Genomic DNA, 15,881 nt, shown 5'->3' with positions numbered 1-15,881 from the left:
CCTCCCGGTCAGGCGAAGTGGTGCTTGTGGAAGAACTCGATCGCCCGACTCCAGGCGAGCTCCGCGGCGCGGCGGTCGTGCACCGCCATGCGCTGCTCGTTGGCGAAGGCGTGATCGGCGTCGTAGCGGAAGAACTCGTAGTCCTTGCCGGCCGCCTTGAGGCCGGTTTCGAACGCCTCGACCGCGGCGGGGGTCACGTAGTCGTCGCGATTGGCGAAATGCCCCTGAAGGGGGATCTTCACGTCGGCGGGCTTGACCAGCTCCGCCGGCGGCAGGCCGTAGAAGGCGACCGCGGCCACGAATTCCCGGATGTGCGCCGCGGCGAAGACCGCGATCGCGCCGCCCATGCAGAACCCGGTGATGCCGACCTTGGAGCCGTTCTGCTTCAGGTATTGCGCCGCGCCGCGCACGGTCTGGGTCGTCGCGTCCTTGAAGTCGAGCGCCTGCATCGCTTTCCCGGCCGCCTCGGCGTCGTGATAGGGGACGACGACGCCGTTGTAGAGATCGGGCGCCAGCGCGTCGAAGCCGGCGAGCGCGAAGCGGTCGACGATCGCCTTGATCTGCTCCGAAAGACCCCACCATTCCTGGATGACCACCAGACCCGGCGCGTCGCCGCGCTTGGAATTGGCGAGATAGCCTTGCGCGTCGCGGCCGTCCGGACGCTTGAACGTGATCGTCGCCCCCATTGTCACTCCCTTTCGTTCCTGAATCCTCTCGGCCGCGCGGGTTTCCGCCGCGCGGCGGCTGTCGAACGATCTACATGGGGCGCGCGGTCGGGGGCAAGCCCGTTCGCGCGTCTCAGCCGAGCCGGCTGCCATTCGTCATGAGCATGACCGAATAGAGCGAACTCGTGCCGCAAACGAACAGGCGATTGCGCTTCGCGCCGCCGAAAGCGACGTTGGCGACCGCTTCCGGGATCAGGATCTTGCCGATCAGGGTCCCGTCCGGATCGTAGCAATGGACGCCGTCGCCGGCGCTGGTCCAGAGTCGCCCGTCGCGGTCGACGCGGAACCCGTCGAACAGGCCGGCCGTCGATTCGGCGAACACTTCGCCCCCGCTCAGGCTCCGGCCGTCGGCCGCCACGGCGAACCGCCGGATATGCCTCGGCCCATTCTCCTTGTGCGTCGCGCCGGTGTCGGCGACGTAGAGGAAGCGTTCGTCGGGCGAGAAGGCGAGGCCGTTCGGCCTCGTCATGCCGTCGACGACCCGTTCGACCTCGCCGCTGGCGTCGACACGATAGACATGGCAGCCGTCGATTTCCGGCTCGGCGCGGTCGCCTTCGTTGTCGCTGTCGATGCCATAGGACGGATCGCTGAACCAGATCGAATCATCGGATTTCACCACGACGTCGTTGGGGGAATTCAGCCGCTTGCCCCGCCAACGATCGGCGACGACCACGATCGAGCCGTCGACCTCGGTTCGCGTCACCCGGCGCGTCAGGTGCTCGCAGGTGACGAGGCGCCCCTGGTTGTCGATCGTGTTGCCGTTGGAATTGTTCGCCGGCGCCCGGAACACCGACACCTGGCCGGACTCCTCGCACCAGCGCAGCATGCGGTTGTTCGGGATGTCCGACCAGACGAGATAGCGCCCGGCCGGGAACCAGGCCGGCCCCTCGCTCCAGACCGCGCCGGTCCACAGCCGCTCGACCCGGACGTAACCGGCGAACAGCCGCTTGAACCGCGGATCGAGCGCGAGAATGTCCGTCCCTTCGATCTGACCGAATGGCATGCGCGCCCTCCTCCCCGAGACTTCCCGGAAGGTGGCGCCGTTCGGCGGCCGCCACAAGGCCCCCGGCTCGATCCGACTCCTCCCTGACGGATGCGGAAGATGTGACAGATACAAGAACTTGCGGAACGTCCTGTCGTCATCCACATTCTCAGTCATGAACGACTCGCCACTGCGCTCGCGTCTGGTCGCCGTTCTCGGTCCGACCAACACCGGCAAGACCCACCTCGCGGTCGAGCGCATGTTGGCCCACTCGTCGGGCATGATCGGCCTGCCGTTGCGGCTACTTGCGCGCGAGATCTACGACCGCATCGTCAAGACGCGCGGCGCCCGATGCGTCGCATTGATCACCGGCGAGGAGAAGATCGTCCCCGCCCATCCCCAATATTTCGTCTGCACGGTCGAGGCGATGCCGCTCGACCGCAAGGTCGACTTTCTCGCCGTCGACGAGATCCAGCTTTGCGCCGATCCCGAGCGCGGGCATGTCTTCACCCATCGCCTGCTGCACGCGCGCGGCGCGCACGAGACGATGCTGATGGGCGCGGCGACCATGGCCCCGCTGGTCCGCAGGCTCTGCCCCGGCGCCGAGATCCAGTTTCGCGAACGTCTTTCGACCCTCAGCTACGCCGGGCCGAAGAAGCTCACCCGCCTGCCCCGCCGCAGCGCGGTCGTCGCCTTCTCCGCCGACGCGGTTTACGCCATCGCCGAACTGATCCGCCGCCATCGCGGCGGAGCGGCGGTGGTGATGGGCTCGCTCTCGCCCAGGACGCGCAACGCGCAGGTCGGGCTGTTCCAGTCGGGCGAGGTCGACTTTCTGGTCGCCACCGACGCGATCGGCATGGGCCTCAACATGGAGGTCGACCACGTCGCCTTCGCCGGCCTGAGGAAGTTCGACGGGCGGCGCACCCGCAGCCTCTACGCCCAGGAGATCGGCCAGATCGCGGGGCGCGCCGGCCGCTTCCGCCGCGACGGCTCGTTCGGCGTGACGGGCGACGCTCCCGACCTCGATCCCGAGATCGTCGGCGCCGTCGAGGGCCACGTCTTTCCCCCCGTGCCGTCGGCCGAATGGCGCAATCCGGCGCTCGACTTCGCCTCGCTGCAGAGCCTCATGCGCTCGCTCGCCGATTCGCCCCCGACGCACGGGCTGCGCCTTTCCGAAGAAGCGCAGGACGAAGTCACGCTGCGCCAGCTCTCCGCCGACGAGCTGGTGAGCCGGCGCGTGCGCGACCGCGCCAACCTCAGGCGGCTGTGGGAGGCGTGCCAGACGCCGGACTTCCGCAAGACGACGCAGGACGAACACACGAGGCTGATCGGCGGCCTGTTCGAGCACCTGACCCAGGGCGACCGGCGGGTGCCCGAGGACTGGATGCACGGCCAGTTCGCCGCGCTCGATCGAACCGATGGCGACATCGACGCGCTTCAGACCCGCCTCGCCCGCGTGCGCACCCTCGCCTACATCGCCAACCGGTCCGACTGGCTGGCCGATCCTCAGGCGTGGCAGGGCAGCGCCCGCGCGCTCGAGGACCGGCTCAGCGACACCCTGCATCAGTCGCTGATGCAGCGTTTCGTCGACCGGCGCACCAGCACGCTGCTTCGCTCGCTGCACCAGCATGCCGGCCCCGTGCTCGGCGGCATCGCGGCCGACGGGGAGGTGACGGTCGAAGGTCACGTCGTGGGGCGGCTGACCGGCGTCCACTTCGAGCCGGCGCGCGCCGATACGGCGCTCGAAGCCCGGGCGCTGCGCGGCGCGGTCGAGCGGGCGGTCGCGCCCGAGGTCGCGCGGCGGCTCGGCGAATTGGCCGGCGAGGGCGACGAGGCGTTTGCGCTCGGGGACGGCGGCGTGGTGGCGTGGCGCGGACTTGCGGCCGGCGAAATCGTCGGCGGCAGACCGTTCAAGCCGCGCGTGCGGCTGATCGGCGAGTTCGGCCAGGACGCGGCGCGCGAACGCGCGGCGCGCCGGCTCGAAGCCTACGTCGCCGCCGAGGCGAGCCGGCACCTGGCGCCGCTGAAGCATTTGATCGAAGCGATCGCCGACGGGCGCCTGAGGGGCCTCGCCCGCGGCGTCGCCTACCAGCTCGTCGAGCAATCGGGGGTCCTCGACCGGCGGGCGGCCGAGGAGCACATCCGCGCGCTGAGCCGCGGCGAGCGGCGGATCCTGAAGAGTTTCGGGGTGCGGTTCGGCGCCTACGCCCTCTTCCTGCCGGGGCTCCTGACCGAGGAAGCCAAGGCGCTCGGAGCGGTGTTCGCCGAGCTCGCCGCGCCGCGCTGGCGCCCGCCCCATGACGCCGTGAGCGTTCTGCCGCATCCCGTCCCGCCGCCGGAGGCGCTGAGCCTGCGCGGCCTCGCCGCCGTGGCCGGCTTCGCGATCCCGGTTCAGTCGCTGGAGCGATTCGACGCCCTGGCGCGCGCCGCGCCGTCCGCGCGGCCCGACCTCGTCGAGGCGGCCCCCGCCCTCGTCGCCGCGGTCGGATGGAAGCCGGCCCAGGCCGACGCGATCCTGCGGGCGCTCGGCTTCGTGCGGGTGAAGGCGGCCGAGCCGGGCGAGACGAGCCTGTGGCGTCGCCGCCCGTTGCTTCCCCGGCCGGCGGCGCTGGCGGCTGGCCCCGCCGCCGCCGAGGCGCGCGCCGCGCCGTCTCCCGCCCCGACGCGCAAGGGTCGCCGCCGCCGACCTCGCCGCCCCGTTTCCTCAGCATCAGGGCCCTCCGCTTGAACGAAGCCGCCGAGACCTGCCGCGCCGACATCTGGCTCTGGCGCGCACGATTTTTCAAGACGCGCAGCCTCGCCGCGCGAATTATCGAGGAAGGCGGCGTCCGTCTCGCGCGCGGCCCCTCTCGCTCCCCGATCGACAAGCCGAGCCGGTCGCTGCGCGCAGGCGACGTCCTGACCTTCACCCAGGGCCAGCGATGGCTCGCCGTGAAGATCGAGGCGCTCGGGGAGAGGCGCGGTCCGCCGCCCGAAGCGCGCGGCCTGTACAGCGTGCTGGATTCCCGCGGCGACAGGTCGGACGCGCTGGCCGCGCATTGACGCCGGGCCGCCTCGCGACAGCCAACCCGCGAGATTTCCTGTCCTTGCCGGCGTGAGCGGGAGGACGGCGCTTTTCGTCGTCTCGAGGCGCGAAGCGGCGCGAAGGTTACTCCCAACCCCGTCATTGCGAGGAGCGAAGCGACGAAGCAACCCATGCCGCCGCTTGCCTCCTGCGGAAAAATCGCTCCGTCTTCTGCTCGCAACGAAGGGCGGCGGGACGATCAGAGGGCGCAACAGCGGCCCAGCGGCCCTGGATCGCTTCCCCCCGGGCTCTTCGACCCGGGGGTCGCTCGCGATGACGGCGCTGTTCGCTGCCGGCTTGGGAGTTACGCGCGACGGTCCCTCAACCACCGGGCTCTTGTCCGGCGTCACCGCCATTGCCGCGCCCGAACGCGGGGCCGCAGGGCTCCCGACACAAATTAGCACAGTGTTAACTATTGCCATTCTACATGAAACCATGCTTTCCAGGCATGGGCGGCGACCCCGCCGGCCCAACCGCCTCAAGTATGGTTTTGGTCATCGTCCGTTTTCAGGACAAATTGCAGTGGAGTCCACAGCAAGCTTCGCGCTCAAACGTAGGAAAGCGGAATGAGGACGCCCCGGACTGGGGCGGCAAGCGTGCGTGTCTGCATGGAGAGGAATTTGCGGTTTCAGACCAGCCTTCGGAGCTGAGCGATGTACATGATTATCGACGACCGCAATATTGTTTCAGGCGGCTACGCCACCGGACTGGATCGCGAGGGCGTATCGTCGACGGGGATCGAACCCGCAGAGTTCCGCGAGTGGATCGACAAGACGAACGACACCGACATGCACGCGGTCGAAGCGTTCCTGATCGGCGAGTGCGGGGAGCGGGAGATCCTGTCGCGCTTGATCCGTGAACGGTCGAGCGCCCCGGTTCTCTGCCTCAACGAGCGCCATTCGCTCGACGACACGCTCGGCCTGTTCGCCGCCGGCGTCGACGACGTGGTGCGCAAGCCCGTGCATGTCCGCGAAATCCTCGCCCGGGTCGCGGCCATCAACCGGCGCATCCACGGCGAGAAGGGTCACGTCGCTCTCGGCGCGCTCAGGGTCCATTTCGACGGGCGCGATCCCGAGATCGACGGCGAGCCTTTTCCGCTGCCGCGGCGCGAGCGGCGCATCCTCGAATTCCTCCTGCAATCGCGCGGGCGGCGCGTCACCAAGGCGCAGATCTTCAACGCCGTATACGGTCTGTTCGACGAGAACGTCGACGAGAACGTAATCGAAAGCCATATCAGCAAGCTGCGCAAGAAGCTGAAGCGCAGACTCGGGTTCGATCCGATCGATTCCAAACGCTTCCTCGGCTACTGCATCGAGAAGTGAGCCCTGCGCCCCGCGCTCGCATTCGTCCGGTTCGCATCCGCGGCGTCGCGCGGACCGCACGCCGCTCGAACCCCGGAATGGCCGTTCCGTTCAGGCGAGGACTCCGGGCGCAATTCTCTTCAGCGCCGTGCGGACCCCGTCGAGATCGCCGGTCTTCATCGCCGCCCGCATGTCGGCCTCCGCTTGCCGTCGCACGCTCCAGCGATCCGCCGGGGCGGGATCCGGCGCCCTGTCGCCGAGCAAGGGCCGGCTGTCGAGCGTCGTGCGCCGCTCGCCGTCCGCAATCCTGTCCGGCCCCTGGACGGCGCCGGCTGGAAAGGCGCTATCAAATGGCAATGGGACAGACCTTCGATTCGATAGCGCTCGAACAAAATCCATATTTCGACTCCGCGATATCCTGGGGCCGCGACTTCCGCCTCGGGTCGCTCGACGACACTTCGTCCGGATCGGCGCCCGGGACAATCCGTGGAAACACGTAGGAGAGGCGCGCGGGACCGACGACGGGGCGCCTGGGTCTCGGAGGGCCTTCTCGAACCGGATCGGCTTCTCTCGTCCATCCGGCGGCGATCACTGCGCCTCGTCGGCGACCGCGCTCATCCCGCCGCCCCTCGGCGCGACCGGCCTGCGCGCGGCGCGGAGGAACTCCTCGCAGGCTTCGTCCAATGCAGCCTTGAGCTTCGGCAAGGCGTCGAGGGCGCGGCTCTCCGTGATTTCGAGCGCCTCGTGCAGGCCGGCGGGCAAAGGCTGGGAAGGGATCATCATTTGTCCGATGTCCCACATCCACTCTCGCGCCTCCCGGACCGGCTTGATGGATTCCTGGAGGCGGTTTCTCGAGACCTGGTTCAGCCCGCCGCTGTATTCCATCGCAGACGCCACATTCGTCATGAACTCGCACATGGCGCGCAAGCGGCCATATCGGGTCTGGTCGTCGGCGGTCATTGCACGCCTCCCGACGGAGATCACTGCGACGCGGACCGTCTGGCAAGACGATGCCGGTCAAGAGCTTGTCTCGGGTCGAACCTCGATTTCGTTGCGCACCCCGGCGACGCCCGGCACCCTTTGGGCGAGCGCCTCCGCGCAAGATTTTTCGTAGGTTTTGGTGACGACGCCGCGCAGCGTCACCCAGTCGCTCTCCACCTCGACGTCGATCTTGTTTCGCGGAATAGCCAGACTCCAGTGCAACGCATTGACGACGCGCGCATGGAGATCGAGGCTGGGTTCCTTCGGAAGGGCGTATGCAGTCCTCGCGCTCCTCCCCTGTCTGCTCAACATCGTCATGACCTCCACCTCCCGGGAAACGCCTGGGCATGAGACTCGGCCGGATTCGCGACGAATCTCGCGAAGCCCATCCGGACGCTTTCGGATTTGGCGCTGAACAGCGATTCTGCCCGGCGAACAGAACGAGGGGCCCCCGCTGCGACGCGGCCTCTGATCCGGGCGGACGCTCCAGCGTTGGCTGCTCCGGGTTTCTGTCGACGTGCGTCTTGCGAGAGTCGCGGACCGCAATCTTCAGCAAGGGTCGCGGCGCCTTCCCCCCCTATCGCGCCGCTTCCGTCAACAATGAACGTCGACGAGTAAGTCCATCCCATGTCTTACGACCTCTATATCTGTCAGTTCCGATTCCGGATTCTTGTTAATCCTGTTGTAGAGATGAAACTGAACCATGCGCATCCAACGCCTGAGACTGCGCGCTATCGATTCACCGGCAAATACGTACTGTTACGTAATTTTTGCCTCACGCGCTCGTGGTAACTCGGCAACCCGGCCGATCGCGAAACCTTCGCCGGTTGCGGCGACCTGTGCTGAAACGCGTGAAACCCCAGCGGCTTGAACAGCCTCGCGGAGCAAGCGTCGACGCTTGGAGCGTGTCGGTCGGCAAGTGTCTACGATGCATACTCATCAAGGCGGCAAATTGTCGCATCTTGTCGCGCGCGACGACGGCTCGCCTACGCTCGGCGTGGACGCGACCGAGGAGGACCGGCGCGGCTCGAAGGACCTGTTCGACGTGACGCTGATCAAGCCGGTCCCGGCGGACGCGATCGCCGACATCGTCGCTCGGGCGGCGGCGCGGATGAGCCTCGGACCCCGGCCGTCGCCGGCGACCGGGACGCTCCGCGCGCTCACCCCGTCGAGCGGGTTGCGGATCCGCGACGGATGAGGCAGCAATCGGGGCGGAGACCACCCATGCCATCGCCGTCCCGCCAGGGCGCAAGATTTTCCGGCCCAGACGCCGAGCCATCAGACGAAGCCGGACGGCGCGGCGGACGCGAGGCGGGAGCGGCGCCTGCGCCGCACGGCGAACTCTGGGTGTTCGGCTACGGATCGCTGATGTGGCGTCCTGGTTTCGCCTTTGCCTCCCGGCGCAAGGCGACCGTGCGCGGCTGGCGAAGAAGCCTCTGCATCTATTCGCACGTCTATCGCGGCACGCCCGAGAAGCCGGGCCTGGTGCTCGGCCTCGACCGCGGGGGCGCCTGCGCCGGCGTCGCCTTCGAGGTCGCGGCGACTTTGCGCGAGGCGACGATCCGCTACCTGCGCGAGCGCGAGCAGGTGACCGCGGTCTATCTCGAACGGGTGGTCCCGGTGACGCTGGAGAGCGGCGAGCGGGTGCAGGCGCTGACCTATGTCGCCGACCGGCTGCACGGGCAATACGCGGGGCGCCTCGATCGGGAGACCATGCTCGCCGTCGTCCGCGCCGGTCGGGGCCAGTCCGGCGACAACGCGGCCTACGTCACCGAGACCCGGGATCATCTCGCCGCGATCGGCGTCCACGACAGCGAACTCGAGTGGCTCGCCGAGAGGCTGCGCCGCGAGACCGCGGTCGAAGCGTGACCGACGGCGCTCGCTGTCGTCAGCGGCGTTCGCCTTTCGGGCCGAGCCCCGCGTCGGCGATCAACGTTTCGGGGCGGTGTTCGCGTCCGAGGCGCGCGGCGATCGCGCCGGCGAGCGCGGAGACCGAGCCGCAGCGGTTGAATTCCCGAAGCAGTTGAAGCTCGCGCTCGTCGCCGCCGGCGCGCCGCCGGGCGTCGGCGTATCGCCTCGATCTTCCCGGCTTTCGCATCGCGGCCTCCGCTCGACCGTTTCCGGGCGGGAGAGATTGTGCCATGGGCGACGCCGCCGACCGCGTGCCGAATTGTGACAAATTGCGCCGCGGCGCCTCAGCCGGCGTCGAACGCCGCCATCGCCTCCGACGCCCACCGCCGTCCCGCCGCCGCGAGCGCTTCCGTTCGCCCGAGCAGCGAAACGACCAGCGGCGGAAGCGGAGGCAGGCCGCCGACGCGCTCGAGCCCCTGCGGCGCAAACCCGTCGATCATCGGCGCGACCCCGAGCCCGGAGGAGACGGCGGCGACGCGGACGGCGGCGTCGGCGCACGCGCAGACGATCTCGAACGGACGCTCCGCGCCGTGCATGGCGCCCGCGGCCGCTTCGTGCAACGCCGAGCCCCGGGGCGGGAGGACCAGCCTCGCGACCTTCGGCGGCGGCGGCGCGCGGGTTCCGCGGACGGAGAACCAGCCGAGCGGCGCGCGCCACGAGGCGACCGCGGCTTCAGCGCGCTCGACGCCGAGCGCGAGCGCGATGTCGAGACGGTTCTCGCGGATGGCGAGCGAGAGGCCGTCCGCGTCGCCGGTCACGACCTCGAAGCCGGCCGCGCCCCCGGCCACCCGACGCAGGCGGTCGAGTTGCGGCGTGAGCCGCTCGGCGATCTCGCCCGGCAGGCCGATCCGCAGACGCGCGTCCGGCGCCTTGCGCCTCCCGACCTCGTCCAGCATCGCGTCGTGCAACCGGACGAGGCGCCGGCCGTGTTCGAAGCAGACGGAACCGACCGCCGTCAATTCGAAGCGCGCCGCCTTCTCGAACAGCGGCGCCTCGACGAGCTCCTCGAGCCGCTTCACCTGCAGGCTGACGGTCGGCTGCGACCGTCCGAGTTCCTCGGCGGCGCGGGTGAATCCGCGCGCCTCGACCACCGCGACGAAGGCGCGGACGACATCGATCGGAATGCTGGTGGCGGCCATGGTCGCTGCGACTCCCGACGCCGGAACGGAGCTTCGGCTTCATACAGGAATTTGCCGCCGCCATGAGCTTCTCAAATGAAATCATGCGGCCAATTCGCTTCGCCGAGCGCTCGGCGGGGCGGTCCCGCGGCATCGCCGGCGCTCCTGTCGTCGCCTCCGGGGCAGGAAAGAAAATAACAGTTGCGGAGCCATCCAGTTTATTTTGATTCCGTCCGGCGCCGCGCCGCGATTCTTGCCTTGTCTTCCATGCGCGGAGACAGGTTTTCTTGGACTGTTTTGCTGAGGTCTGGCGATCCCCGCGGCGGCGTTCCTTCAAGGCTTCTTGACTCGGGAACGACGATACCCACGAAATCAAGACGGCGCCTGATTCGCGTTCCGCCCCGTGCGGCAGGAGGGATGACCATGCAAATCTTCGTGCTCGGCGAGTCCCGTCCGGATCGGGCGGCGATCGAGGCCGCGTTGCGGCTCGGAAAATTCGAGGTGGTCGAGCCCGAGGCGGCCGCCGCGCTGCTTCCCGGCGACGGCCGCTTCCTGTTCGCCGCCTGGACCCTCGACACCGCCACCCGCGACCTCCGCCACGCCGCCGGCCGGCGGGTGGACCTCACGTCGTTCGAATACGACCTGCTGGTCGCGCTTCTCCGCCGGCCCGGCCGGGCCCTGTCGCGCGCCGCCCTGACGGCCGCGCTGAAGGGCCGGGCGTGGGACCCTTTCGATCGGTCGATCGACACCTTGGTCGCGCGCCTGCGCAAGAAGATCGACACGCCCGGCGCGCCTTCGCTCGTCCGCTCGGTCCGCGGCGTCGGCTATGTGCTGTGCGCCCCGGTCGCGCCCGACGATACCTGATCCTCGCGCGGGGTCAGCCCAGCAGGCCGCCGGGCCGTGGCGCGAGCGGGTTGTCGGTCAGCGCGGCGAGGTCGGGCGCATCGAGGCGCGGGACGCGGGTCAACGCCGCCCACAGCGTGTCCGCTTCCCGCGGCCCGACGCCCTCGACGATCAGCACGGCGCGCGTCGAACGGTCGGCATTCGGCCAGGCGGGCAGCTGTCTCGGCGGGTGAAAGACATGCTGCACGCCGTCGACCAGGATCGGCGTTTCGGGCCGGTCGGCGAGCGCGAACAGGCCCTTGAATCTGAGAAGACGCGGGCCGAGCAGGGCGCCGAGCGCCGACAGGAATTGGGCGAAGGCCGCGGGGTCGATCGCCGCCTCGCTGCGGAAGACGAAGGTCTGCACCCGATGCCCCGGCCCCGCTGAGGCGGACGGCGGCGCGGCCGACGGCGGCGCGGAGATCGGCGCCAGAAAGTCGGCCGGCGCGAGTTCCCCCGCCGCCCCGTCGAGGATCGGCGCGATCGGGTTGAGGCGTCGGAGCGTGGCCGACGCCTCCGCAACGCGCGCCGCCCGCAGGGCTGCCGGAACAAGGTCGGTCTTGGCCAGAACGAGCCGGTCGGCGAAGGCGATCTGGCGCGCGCTCTCGGCCCGGGCCGCCGTGGCCGCGCCGTTGACCGCGTCGACGACGGTCGTCACGCCGGCGAGCGACAGGCGGGCGGCGAGGTCGGGATCGGCGAACAGGGCGTGGACGATCGGCGCAGGCTCGGCGAGCCCGGTCGTCTCGAGCACGATGCGGCGAAAGGGCGGCAGCCGCCCGTCGTCGCGGCGGGCGAGCGCGTCGCGCAGCGCGTCGACGAGATCGCCGCGCAGCGCGCAGCAGACGCAGCCGCCGCTGACCAGGATCGCGTCGCCCGACAGGCGCTCGTAGAGGAGATGGTCGAGTCCGATCTCGCCCCACTCGTTGACCATCACCAGCGCGTCGGCGAGGTCCGGCGCGCGCAGCAGGCGGTTGATCAGGGTCGTCTTGCCCGCGCCGAGAAACCCGGTGACGATGTGGAAGGGCAGCAGCGCGGCGGTCGGGGGCGCCGTCCCGGTTGACGGCGGACGAGAACCGCCCTTAACGCTTTCGCGACCCATTTGGCCTCCGCCTTCGAGAACGAGAACGCCCGTGACCGTCCGCCTCCACCACGCCGACCTGCCCGACGACTGGAATTTCGGCGACGCCGTCGCGATCGACACCGAGACCCTCGGCCTCGCGGTCGGCCGCGACCGGCTGTGCGTCGTGCAGCTGTCGCGCGGCGATGGCGACGCCGAGATCGTGCAGATCGCCCGCGGCCAGACCCGCGCCCCGAACCTCGAAAGGCTACTGGCGGACCCGAACGTGGTCAAACTGTTCCACTTCGGCCGGTTCGACATCGCGGTCCTGTGCGACGCCTTCGGCGTGATGGCCGGCCCGGTCTATTGCACCAAGATCGCCTCGAAACTCGCCCGCACCTACACCGATCGGCACGGGCTCAAGGACCTGGTGAAGGAGCTTCTCGGCGCCGAGATCTCCAAGCAGCAGCAATCGTCCGACTGGGGCGCCGACGCGCTCACCGAAGCGCAACTCGCCTACGCCGCTTCCGACGTCCTCCATCTCCACGCCTTGCGGGAAAAGCTCGACGCCATGCTGGTCCGCGAAGGCCGCGACGCCCTCGCCCGCGCCGCCTTCGCCTATCTTCCCGAGCGCGCGCGCCTCGACCTCGCCGGGTTCGAGGCGATGGACATTTTTTCGCACGCCTATCCGTGAGCGCGCCCGCTCGGGCAAAACAGGATCGCCGCCCTACAACCACCCGCGCGCCTTGAGATCCCGGTAGAAGCTGCGGCTGACGGGCGCCCGGGTCCCGTCGGGCAGCGCCAGGACGGCGCGGCCCTGGTTCGTCTCGATCGGCGTCGCCGCCGACCGGGCGACCCACCAGGAGCGATGGGTCTGGGCCCCGTCGAGCCGCGCCAGCGCCGCCATGGCGTCGGAGAGCCGCATCAGGATCAGCGTTCTCCCGGCGCTGCTGTGGACGCGCAGATAGTGGTCTTCGGCCTCGAGCGCCCAGAGATCCGCGGTCCTGACAATGTACGGCAGGCGGGAGCGGAACATCGCCTCGCCCTCGTCGGCGCCCGGAGCGCACGCCGGCGGCGGCGGCGGCGAAGCGTCCTCGCGCGCCGGCTGGCGCGCCGGCGCGCCGTCCATCGACGCCCTCCGGCCCCTCGACGCCCAGATGTTGACCAACGACAGCCCGCAGCTCAGCCCGAACACCGCCGGAAGGAGGGTGAGCCAATGGGCCGCGCTCACCAGCGAAAGGCCGAACGCGAATCGATTCGCCGCCGCCACCAGAATCGAGATCGGCGGCGTCAGGATGACGCCCGCCACGAGGGCGCCGAGGACGGGGTGTCGCTCGATCGCCGGCGCCCGGTAGAGCCAGCGCGCCAGCGCGACGCCGATCGCGGAGCCGCCGAGCATGATCCCGAGCCAATAGCCCAGCCGAACCGGCGTCGACAGCCGATCTGTGCCGACCGGGCTCAGAACCACAAAAAGAGCGGCGACCCCGATCGCGATGCCGCTGGCGAGGCGATAGTCCGGCAGAATCGGTCCGGCCGCCGTTGGCGCTTCGTGAACGGGACGACGCGACCGATCGCGAATTCGCCCGATCCAGTCGCGTAAGCGAAGCGGCATGAGGTCCCGATCGTCGGCATGATGCTGTCCGGCGCAACGCCATATCACGAGACCATATCGATGAGCACGACCAACCCGCTCGCCCCGCCGGACGATCGGCCTGCCGTGAGCGTCCGCTGATGCGCACGTTTCTCGCCGCCAATCTGGGGCTGAGCGCCTTCGCGCTGTTCTGGATCCTCGTCCCCGTCCTGGGCGCCGGGCCCGCCTCGCTCGCCGGACTGGCGGTCTCGCTCGCGCCGACCGCATGGCGGGCCGTGCGCCGGCAGTTCCGCGCCCTCGAGGCGGGCGGAGTCGTGCTGTTCGGCGCCCTCGGACTCGCCCTGCGCGCCGGCGCGGTCGCGTCCGCAAGCGACGCCGTCGCCGTTTCGTTCGCCGGGCTCGGCGGGTTGGCGCTGCTCAGCGTCGCCCTCGGGCGCCCCTGGACCGCGGACTATGCGCGCGCCGCCTTTGCGGCGGAGGCGGAGAGCCCGATCTTCCGCCTCGTGAACCAGATCCTGTCCGCGTTCTGGGGCTTGCTGTTCCTCGTCGACGCGATCGCCTTTCACTTCGGCTGGCCGGCGTGGGTGACGACGGGTCTGTTCGCTTTCGGCGCGCTCGTCTCCATATTCGGCCCCGGCCGGGTGATCCGCCTCGCAGTCGGCTGGCGGATCGCCAGGGCGGGCGAATTTCGCTGGCCGGCGCCGGTTTTCGAACGCCGCAGCGGCCTCGACGTCGCCGTCGTCGGCGCGGGGATCGGCGGCCTCACGGCCGCGGCGCTGCTCGCCGACGCAGGCCTCCAGGTCGCCGTCTACGAGGCCCACGCCGTCGCCGGCGGATTCTGTCACACTTTCCTGCGCAAGGAGCGCCACGGCGGCAAGGCCTGTCTCTACCGCTTCGACGCCGGCCCACACGACTTTTCCGGCCTGCATCCCGGCGGCGCGCTCGGCAGCCTCCTGCGGCGGCTCGGCGTCGCCGACGCCATCGCATGGCGACGGGTCGACCACAGCTACGTGTTCGGCGACCGTCGCATCGAGCCGGCGCGCGACTGGCGCGAATACGCCCGTCAGCTCGGCGCGGAATTTCCCGCCGACGCCGCCGGCATCGTTGCGCTCCTCGACGACATTCGCGCCATCTTCGACGGCATGACGGCGTCCGGCGAGACGACCGGCGGCGTCCCCGGCATGCCGGACTCCGTCGACGCCGTGCTGGCTCTGCCCAAGCGCCACCCGCTGATGATCGAATGGATGGATCGGCCGTTCGACGAGCTGGTGGCGACACACGGGCTGAGTCCTGAAGCCAAAGAGGTGATCCTCGCCCTCACCGGCTACGTCAGCGACGGGCGCGAGCGGCTCACCTGCGCGGAGTTCGTCCCGCTGTTCGGCTATTATTTCCACGGCGGCTGGTACCCGGCAGGCGGCTCGGACAAGCTCGCCGACGCGCTCGTCGCCGCGATCGAGCGGCGCGGCGGGACGGTGCGTCTGAAAACGCCGGTCGAAAAGATCCTGGTCGACGGCGACCGCGCGACCGGGTTGCGGCTCGCGGGCGGCGAAACCGTTCTGGCGCGCGCCGTCGTCAGCAACGCCGACTTCAAGCGGACGTTCGAAGACCTCGTCGACCCGAGGCTGCTCCCGGCCTCGTTCCGCCGCCGCGTCGCCGAGGCGGCGCCCGCGCCTTCGGCTTTCATGGTGCACCTCGGCGTCGACTTCGTGCCCGACGGCCGGCCGGCGATCCACGTGCACGGCGCGAACGGGATCGGCGTCGAGATCCTGTCCAAGGTCGACCCGTCCGCGGCGCCGGCGGGCCACGCGACGGTCGCGTTGATCAAACTCCTCACCCACGAGGAGGCGCGCGCGTGGTTCCCCGCCCCGCCGGGCGGGGACGAGAAGGCCTGGCGCCGCTCCAACGCCTACAGCGAACGCAAGCGCGAGATCGCCGATGCGATGATCGCAGCCGCCGAAACCGTGCTGCCGGATCTCGGCAAGCACATCGTTCACCGCTCCGAGGCGAGCCCGGTGACCTATGCGCGCTACGACCGTTCGAGCACGGGCGCGATCTACGGCGTCGAGCGCGCAGCCCGCCTCCGCGGCGCGAAGAGCCCGATCCGCGGACTCGTCGTCGCCGGCGCCGCGACTCACGGGCCCGGGGTCGAGGCGGTGGCGATTTCCGGCGCGCGCGCCGCCGAAGCGCTCGTTCCCGGCCTGCTCGCCGGCAAAGCCGCGCGGGCGAGCGCCGCGAAGACGGCGCTCGCCTCGGCATGAGCTCGCTTTGG

17 protein-coding genes are annotated in these 15,881 nt (G+C 70.0%); 8 read left to right on the top strand and 9 right to left on the bottom strand.

Annotation, left to right across the window (positions count from 1 at the left end; all coding sequences use genetic code 11):
* Window positions 1-8: 8 nt before the first annotated feature.
* Together DFR50_RS07075 and DFR50_RS07070 are read right to left on the bottom strand one after the other, a co-directional pair.
* A complete protein-coding gene (locus DFR50_RS07075) occupies window positions 9-686 on the bottom strand; it encodes a dienelactone hydrolase family protein (protein WP_113888496.1) in 678 nt (225 codons plus the stop codon).
* A 112-nt stretch (window positions 687-798) separates the two neighbouring features.
* Window positions 799-1,728: an SMP-30/gluconolactonase/LRE family protein gene (locus DFR50_RS07070; RefSeq protein ID WP_113888495.1), complete on the bottom strand. Its 930-nt coding sequence runs from the start codon at window positions 1,726-1,728 to the stop codon at window positions 799-801.
* Window positions 1,729-1,882: 154 nt separating this feature from the next.
* Here DFR50_RS07070 and DFR50_RS32840 point away from each other — a divergent pair, with 154 nt between their 5' ends.
* From DFR50_RS32840 to DFR50_RS07055, 3 genes are all read left to right on the top strand, one after another.
* Window positions 1,883-4,435 carry a helicase-related protein gene (locus tag DFR50_RS32840; RefSeq protein WP_245427405.1) on the top strand — a complete coding sequence of 851 codons (2,553 nt, stop codon included), beginning with the start codon at window positions 1,883-1,885 and terminating at the stop codon, window positions 4,433-4,435.
* On the top strand, window positions 4,432-4,749 hold the full coding sequence (locus tag DFR50_RS32835; protein WP_113888494.1) for an RNA-binding S4 domain-containing protein: 318 nt from the start codon (window positions 4,432-4,434) through the stop codon (window positions 4,747-4,749). Before DFR50_RS32840 ends, DFR50_RS32835 begins: the two co-directional genes overlap by 4 nt.
* Before the next feature lie 675 nt (window positions 4,750-5,424).
* On the top strand, window positions 5,425-6,093 hold the full coding sequence (locus DFR50_RS07055; protein WP_113888493.1) for a response regulator transcription factor: 669 nt from the start codon (window positions 5,425-5,427) through the stop codon (window positions 6,091-6,093).
* A gap of 90 nt (window positions 6,094-6,183) precedes the next feature.
* Here DFR50_RS07055 and DFR50_RS07050 read toward each other — a convergent pair whose 3' ends face one another.
* The 3 genes from DFR50_RS07050 to DFR50_RS07040 all read right to left on the bottom strand — a co-directional run bounded on the left by DFR50_RS07050 (window position 6,184) and on the right by DFR50_RS07040 (window position 7,371).
* Entirely contained in the window at window positions 6,184-6,429 is a 246-nt protein-coding gene (locus DFR50_RS07050) for a hypothetical protein (protein WP_113888492.1), read from the bottom strand.
* Between the two features lie 231 nt (window positions 6,430-6,660).
* On the bottom strand, window positions 6,661-7,032 hold the full coding sequence (locus DFR50_RS07045; protein WP_113888491.1) for a hypothetical protein: 372 nt from the start codon (window positions 7,030-7,032) through the stop codon (window positions 6,661-6,663).
* 57 nt (window positions 7,033-7,089) lie between these two features.
* Entirely contained in the window at window positions 7,090-7,371 is a 282-nt protein-coding gene (locus DFR50_RS07040) for a BON domain-containing protein (RefSeq protein WP_113888490.1), read from the bottom strand.
* Window positions 7,372-8,005: 634 nt separating this feature from the next.
* Here DFR50_RS07040 and DFR50_RS07035 point away from each other — a divergent pair.
* Window positions 8,006-8,251, top strand: coding sequence for a hypothetical protein (locus DFR50_RS07035; protein ID WP_113888489.1), 246 nt, complete (start codon window positions 8,006-8,008; stop codon window positions 8,249-8,251).
* A gap of 26 nt (window positions 8,252-8,277) precedes the next feature.
* Complete coding sequence (locus DFR50_RS07030; protein WP_113888488.1) at window positions 8,278-8,922, top strand: gamma-glutamylcyclotransferase; 645 nt, start codon at window positions 8,278-8,280, stop codon at window positions 8,920-8,922.
* Between the two features lie 19 nt (window positions 8,923-8,941).
* Here the strand turns inward: DFR50_RS07030 and DFR50_RS07025 are convergent, their stop codons facing one another.
* Window positions 8,942-9,151 carry a hypothetical protein gene (locus tag DFR50_RS07025; protein WP_113888487.1) on the bottom strand — a complete coding sequence of 70 codons (210 nt, stop codon included), beginning with the start codon at window positions 9,149-9,151 and terminating at the stop codon, window positions 8,942-8,944.
* 97 nt (window positions 9,152-9,248) lie between these two features.
* Window positions 9,249-10,103 (bottom strand): LysR family transcriptional regulator, encoded by an 855-nt coding sequence (locus DFR50_RS07020; protein ID WP_113888486.1) that lies wholly within the window; start codon window positions 10,101-10,103, stop codon window positions 9,249-9,251.
* 402 nt (window positions 10,104-10,505) lie between these two features.
* Between DFR50_RS07020 and DFR50_RS07015 the strand changes: the two genes are divergently transcribed.
* Entirely contained in the window at window positions 10,506-10,946 is a 441-nt protein-coding gene (locus DFR50_RS07015; RefSeq protein ID WP_170153090.1) for a winged helix-turn-helix domain-containing protein, read from the top strand.
* A gap of 13 nt (window positions 10,947-10,959) precedes the next feature.
* Here the strand turns inward: DFR50_RS07015 and DFR50_RS07010 are convergent, their stop codons facing one another.
* Window positions 10,960-12,063, bottom strand: a complete 1,104-nt coding sequence (locus tag DFR50_RS07010) for a CobW family GTP-binding protein (RefSeq protein WP_113888484.1) — start codon at window positions 12,061-12,063, stop codon at window positions 10,960-10,962.
* 31 nt (window positions 12,064-12,094) lie between these two features.
* On the opposite strand from DFR50_RS07010, the gene DFR50_RS07005 reads away from it, so the two are divergent.
* Window positions 12,095-12,715 carry a ribonuclease D gene (locus DFR50_RS07005; protein ID WP_113888483.1) on the top strand — a complete coding sequence of 207 codons (621 nt, stop codon included), beginning with the start codon at window positions 12,095-12,097 and terminating at the stop codon, window positions 12,713-12,715.
* Window positions 12,716-12,748: 33 nt separating this feature from the next.
* Here the strand turns inward: DFR50_RS07005 and DFR50_RS07000 are convergent, their stop codons facing one another.
* A complete protein-coding gene (locus DFR50_RS07000; protein WP_113888482.1) occupies window positions 12,749-13,633 on the bottom strand; it encodes a LytTR family DNA-binding domain-containing protein in 885 nt (294 codons plus the stop codon).
* A gap of 119 nt (window positions 13,634-13,752) precedes the next feature.
* Here DFR50_RS07000 and DFR50_RS06995 point away from each other — a divergent pair, with 119 nt between their 5' ends.
* Window positions 13,753-15,870, top strand: a complete 2,118-nt coding sequence (locus DFR50_RS06995) for a phytoene desaturase family protein (protein WP_113888481.1) — start codon at window positions 13,753-13,755, stop codon at window positions 15,868-15,870.
* Window positions 15,871-15,881: the final 11 nt, after the last annotated feature.

The organism is Roseiarcus fermentans (assembly GCF_003315135.1).
Lineage (GTDB): Bacteria > Pseudomonadota > Alphaproteobacteria > Rhizobiales > Beijerinckiaceae > Roseiarcus > Roseiarcus fermentans.
This window is presented reverse-complemented; position numbering and strand designations above follow the sequence as displayed.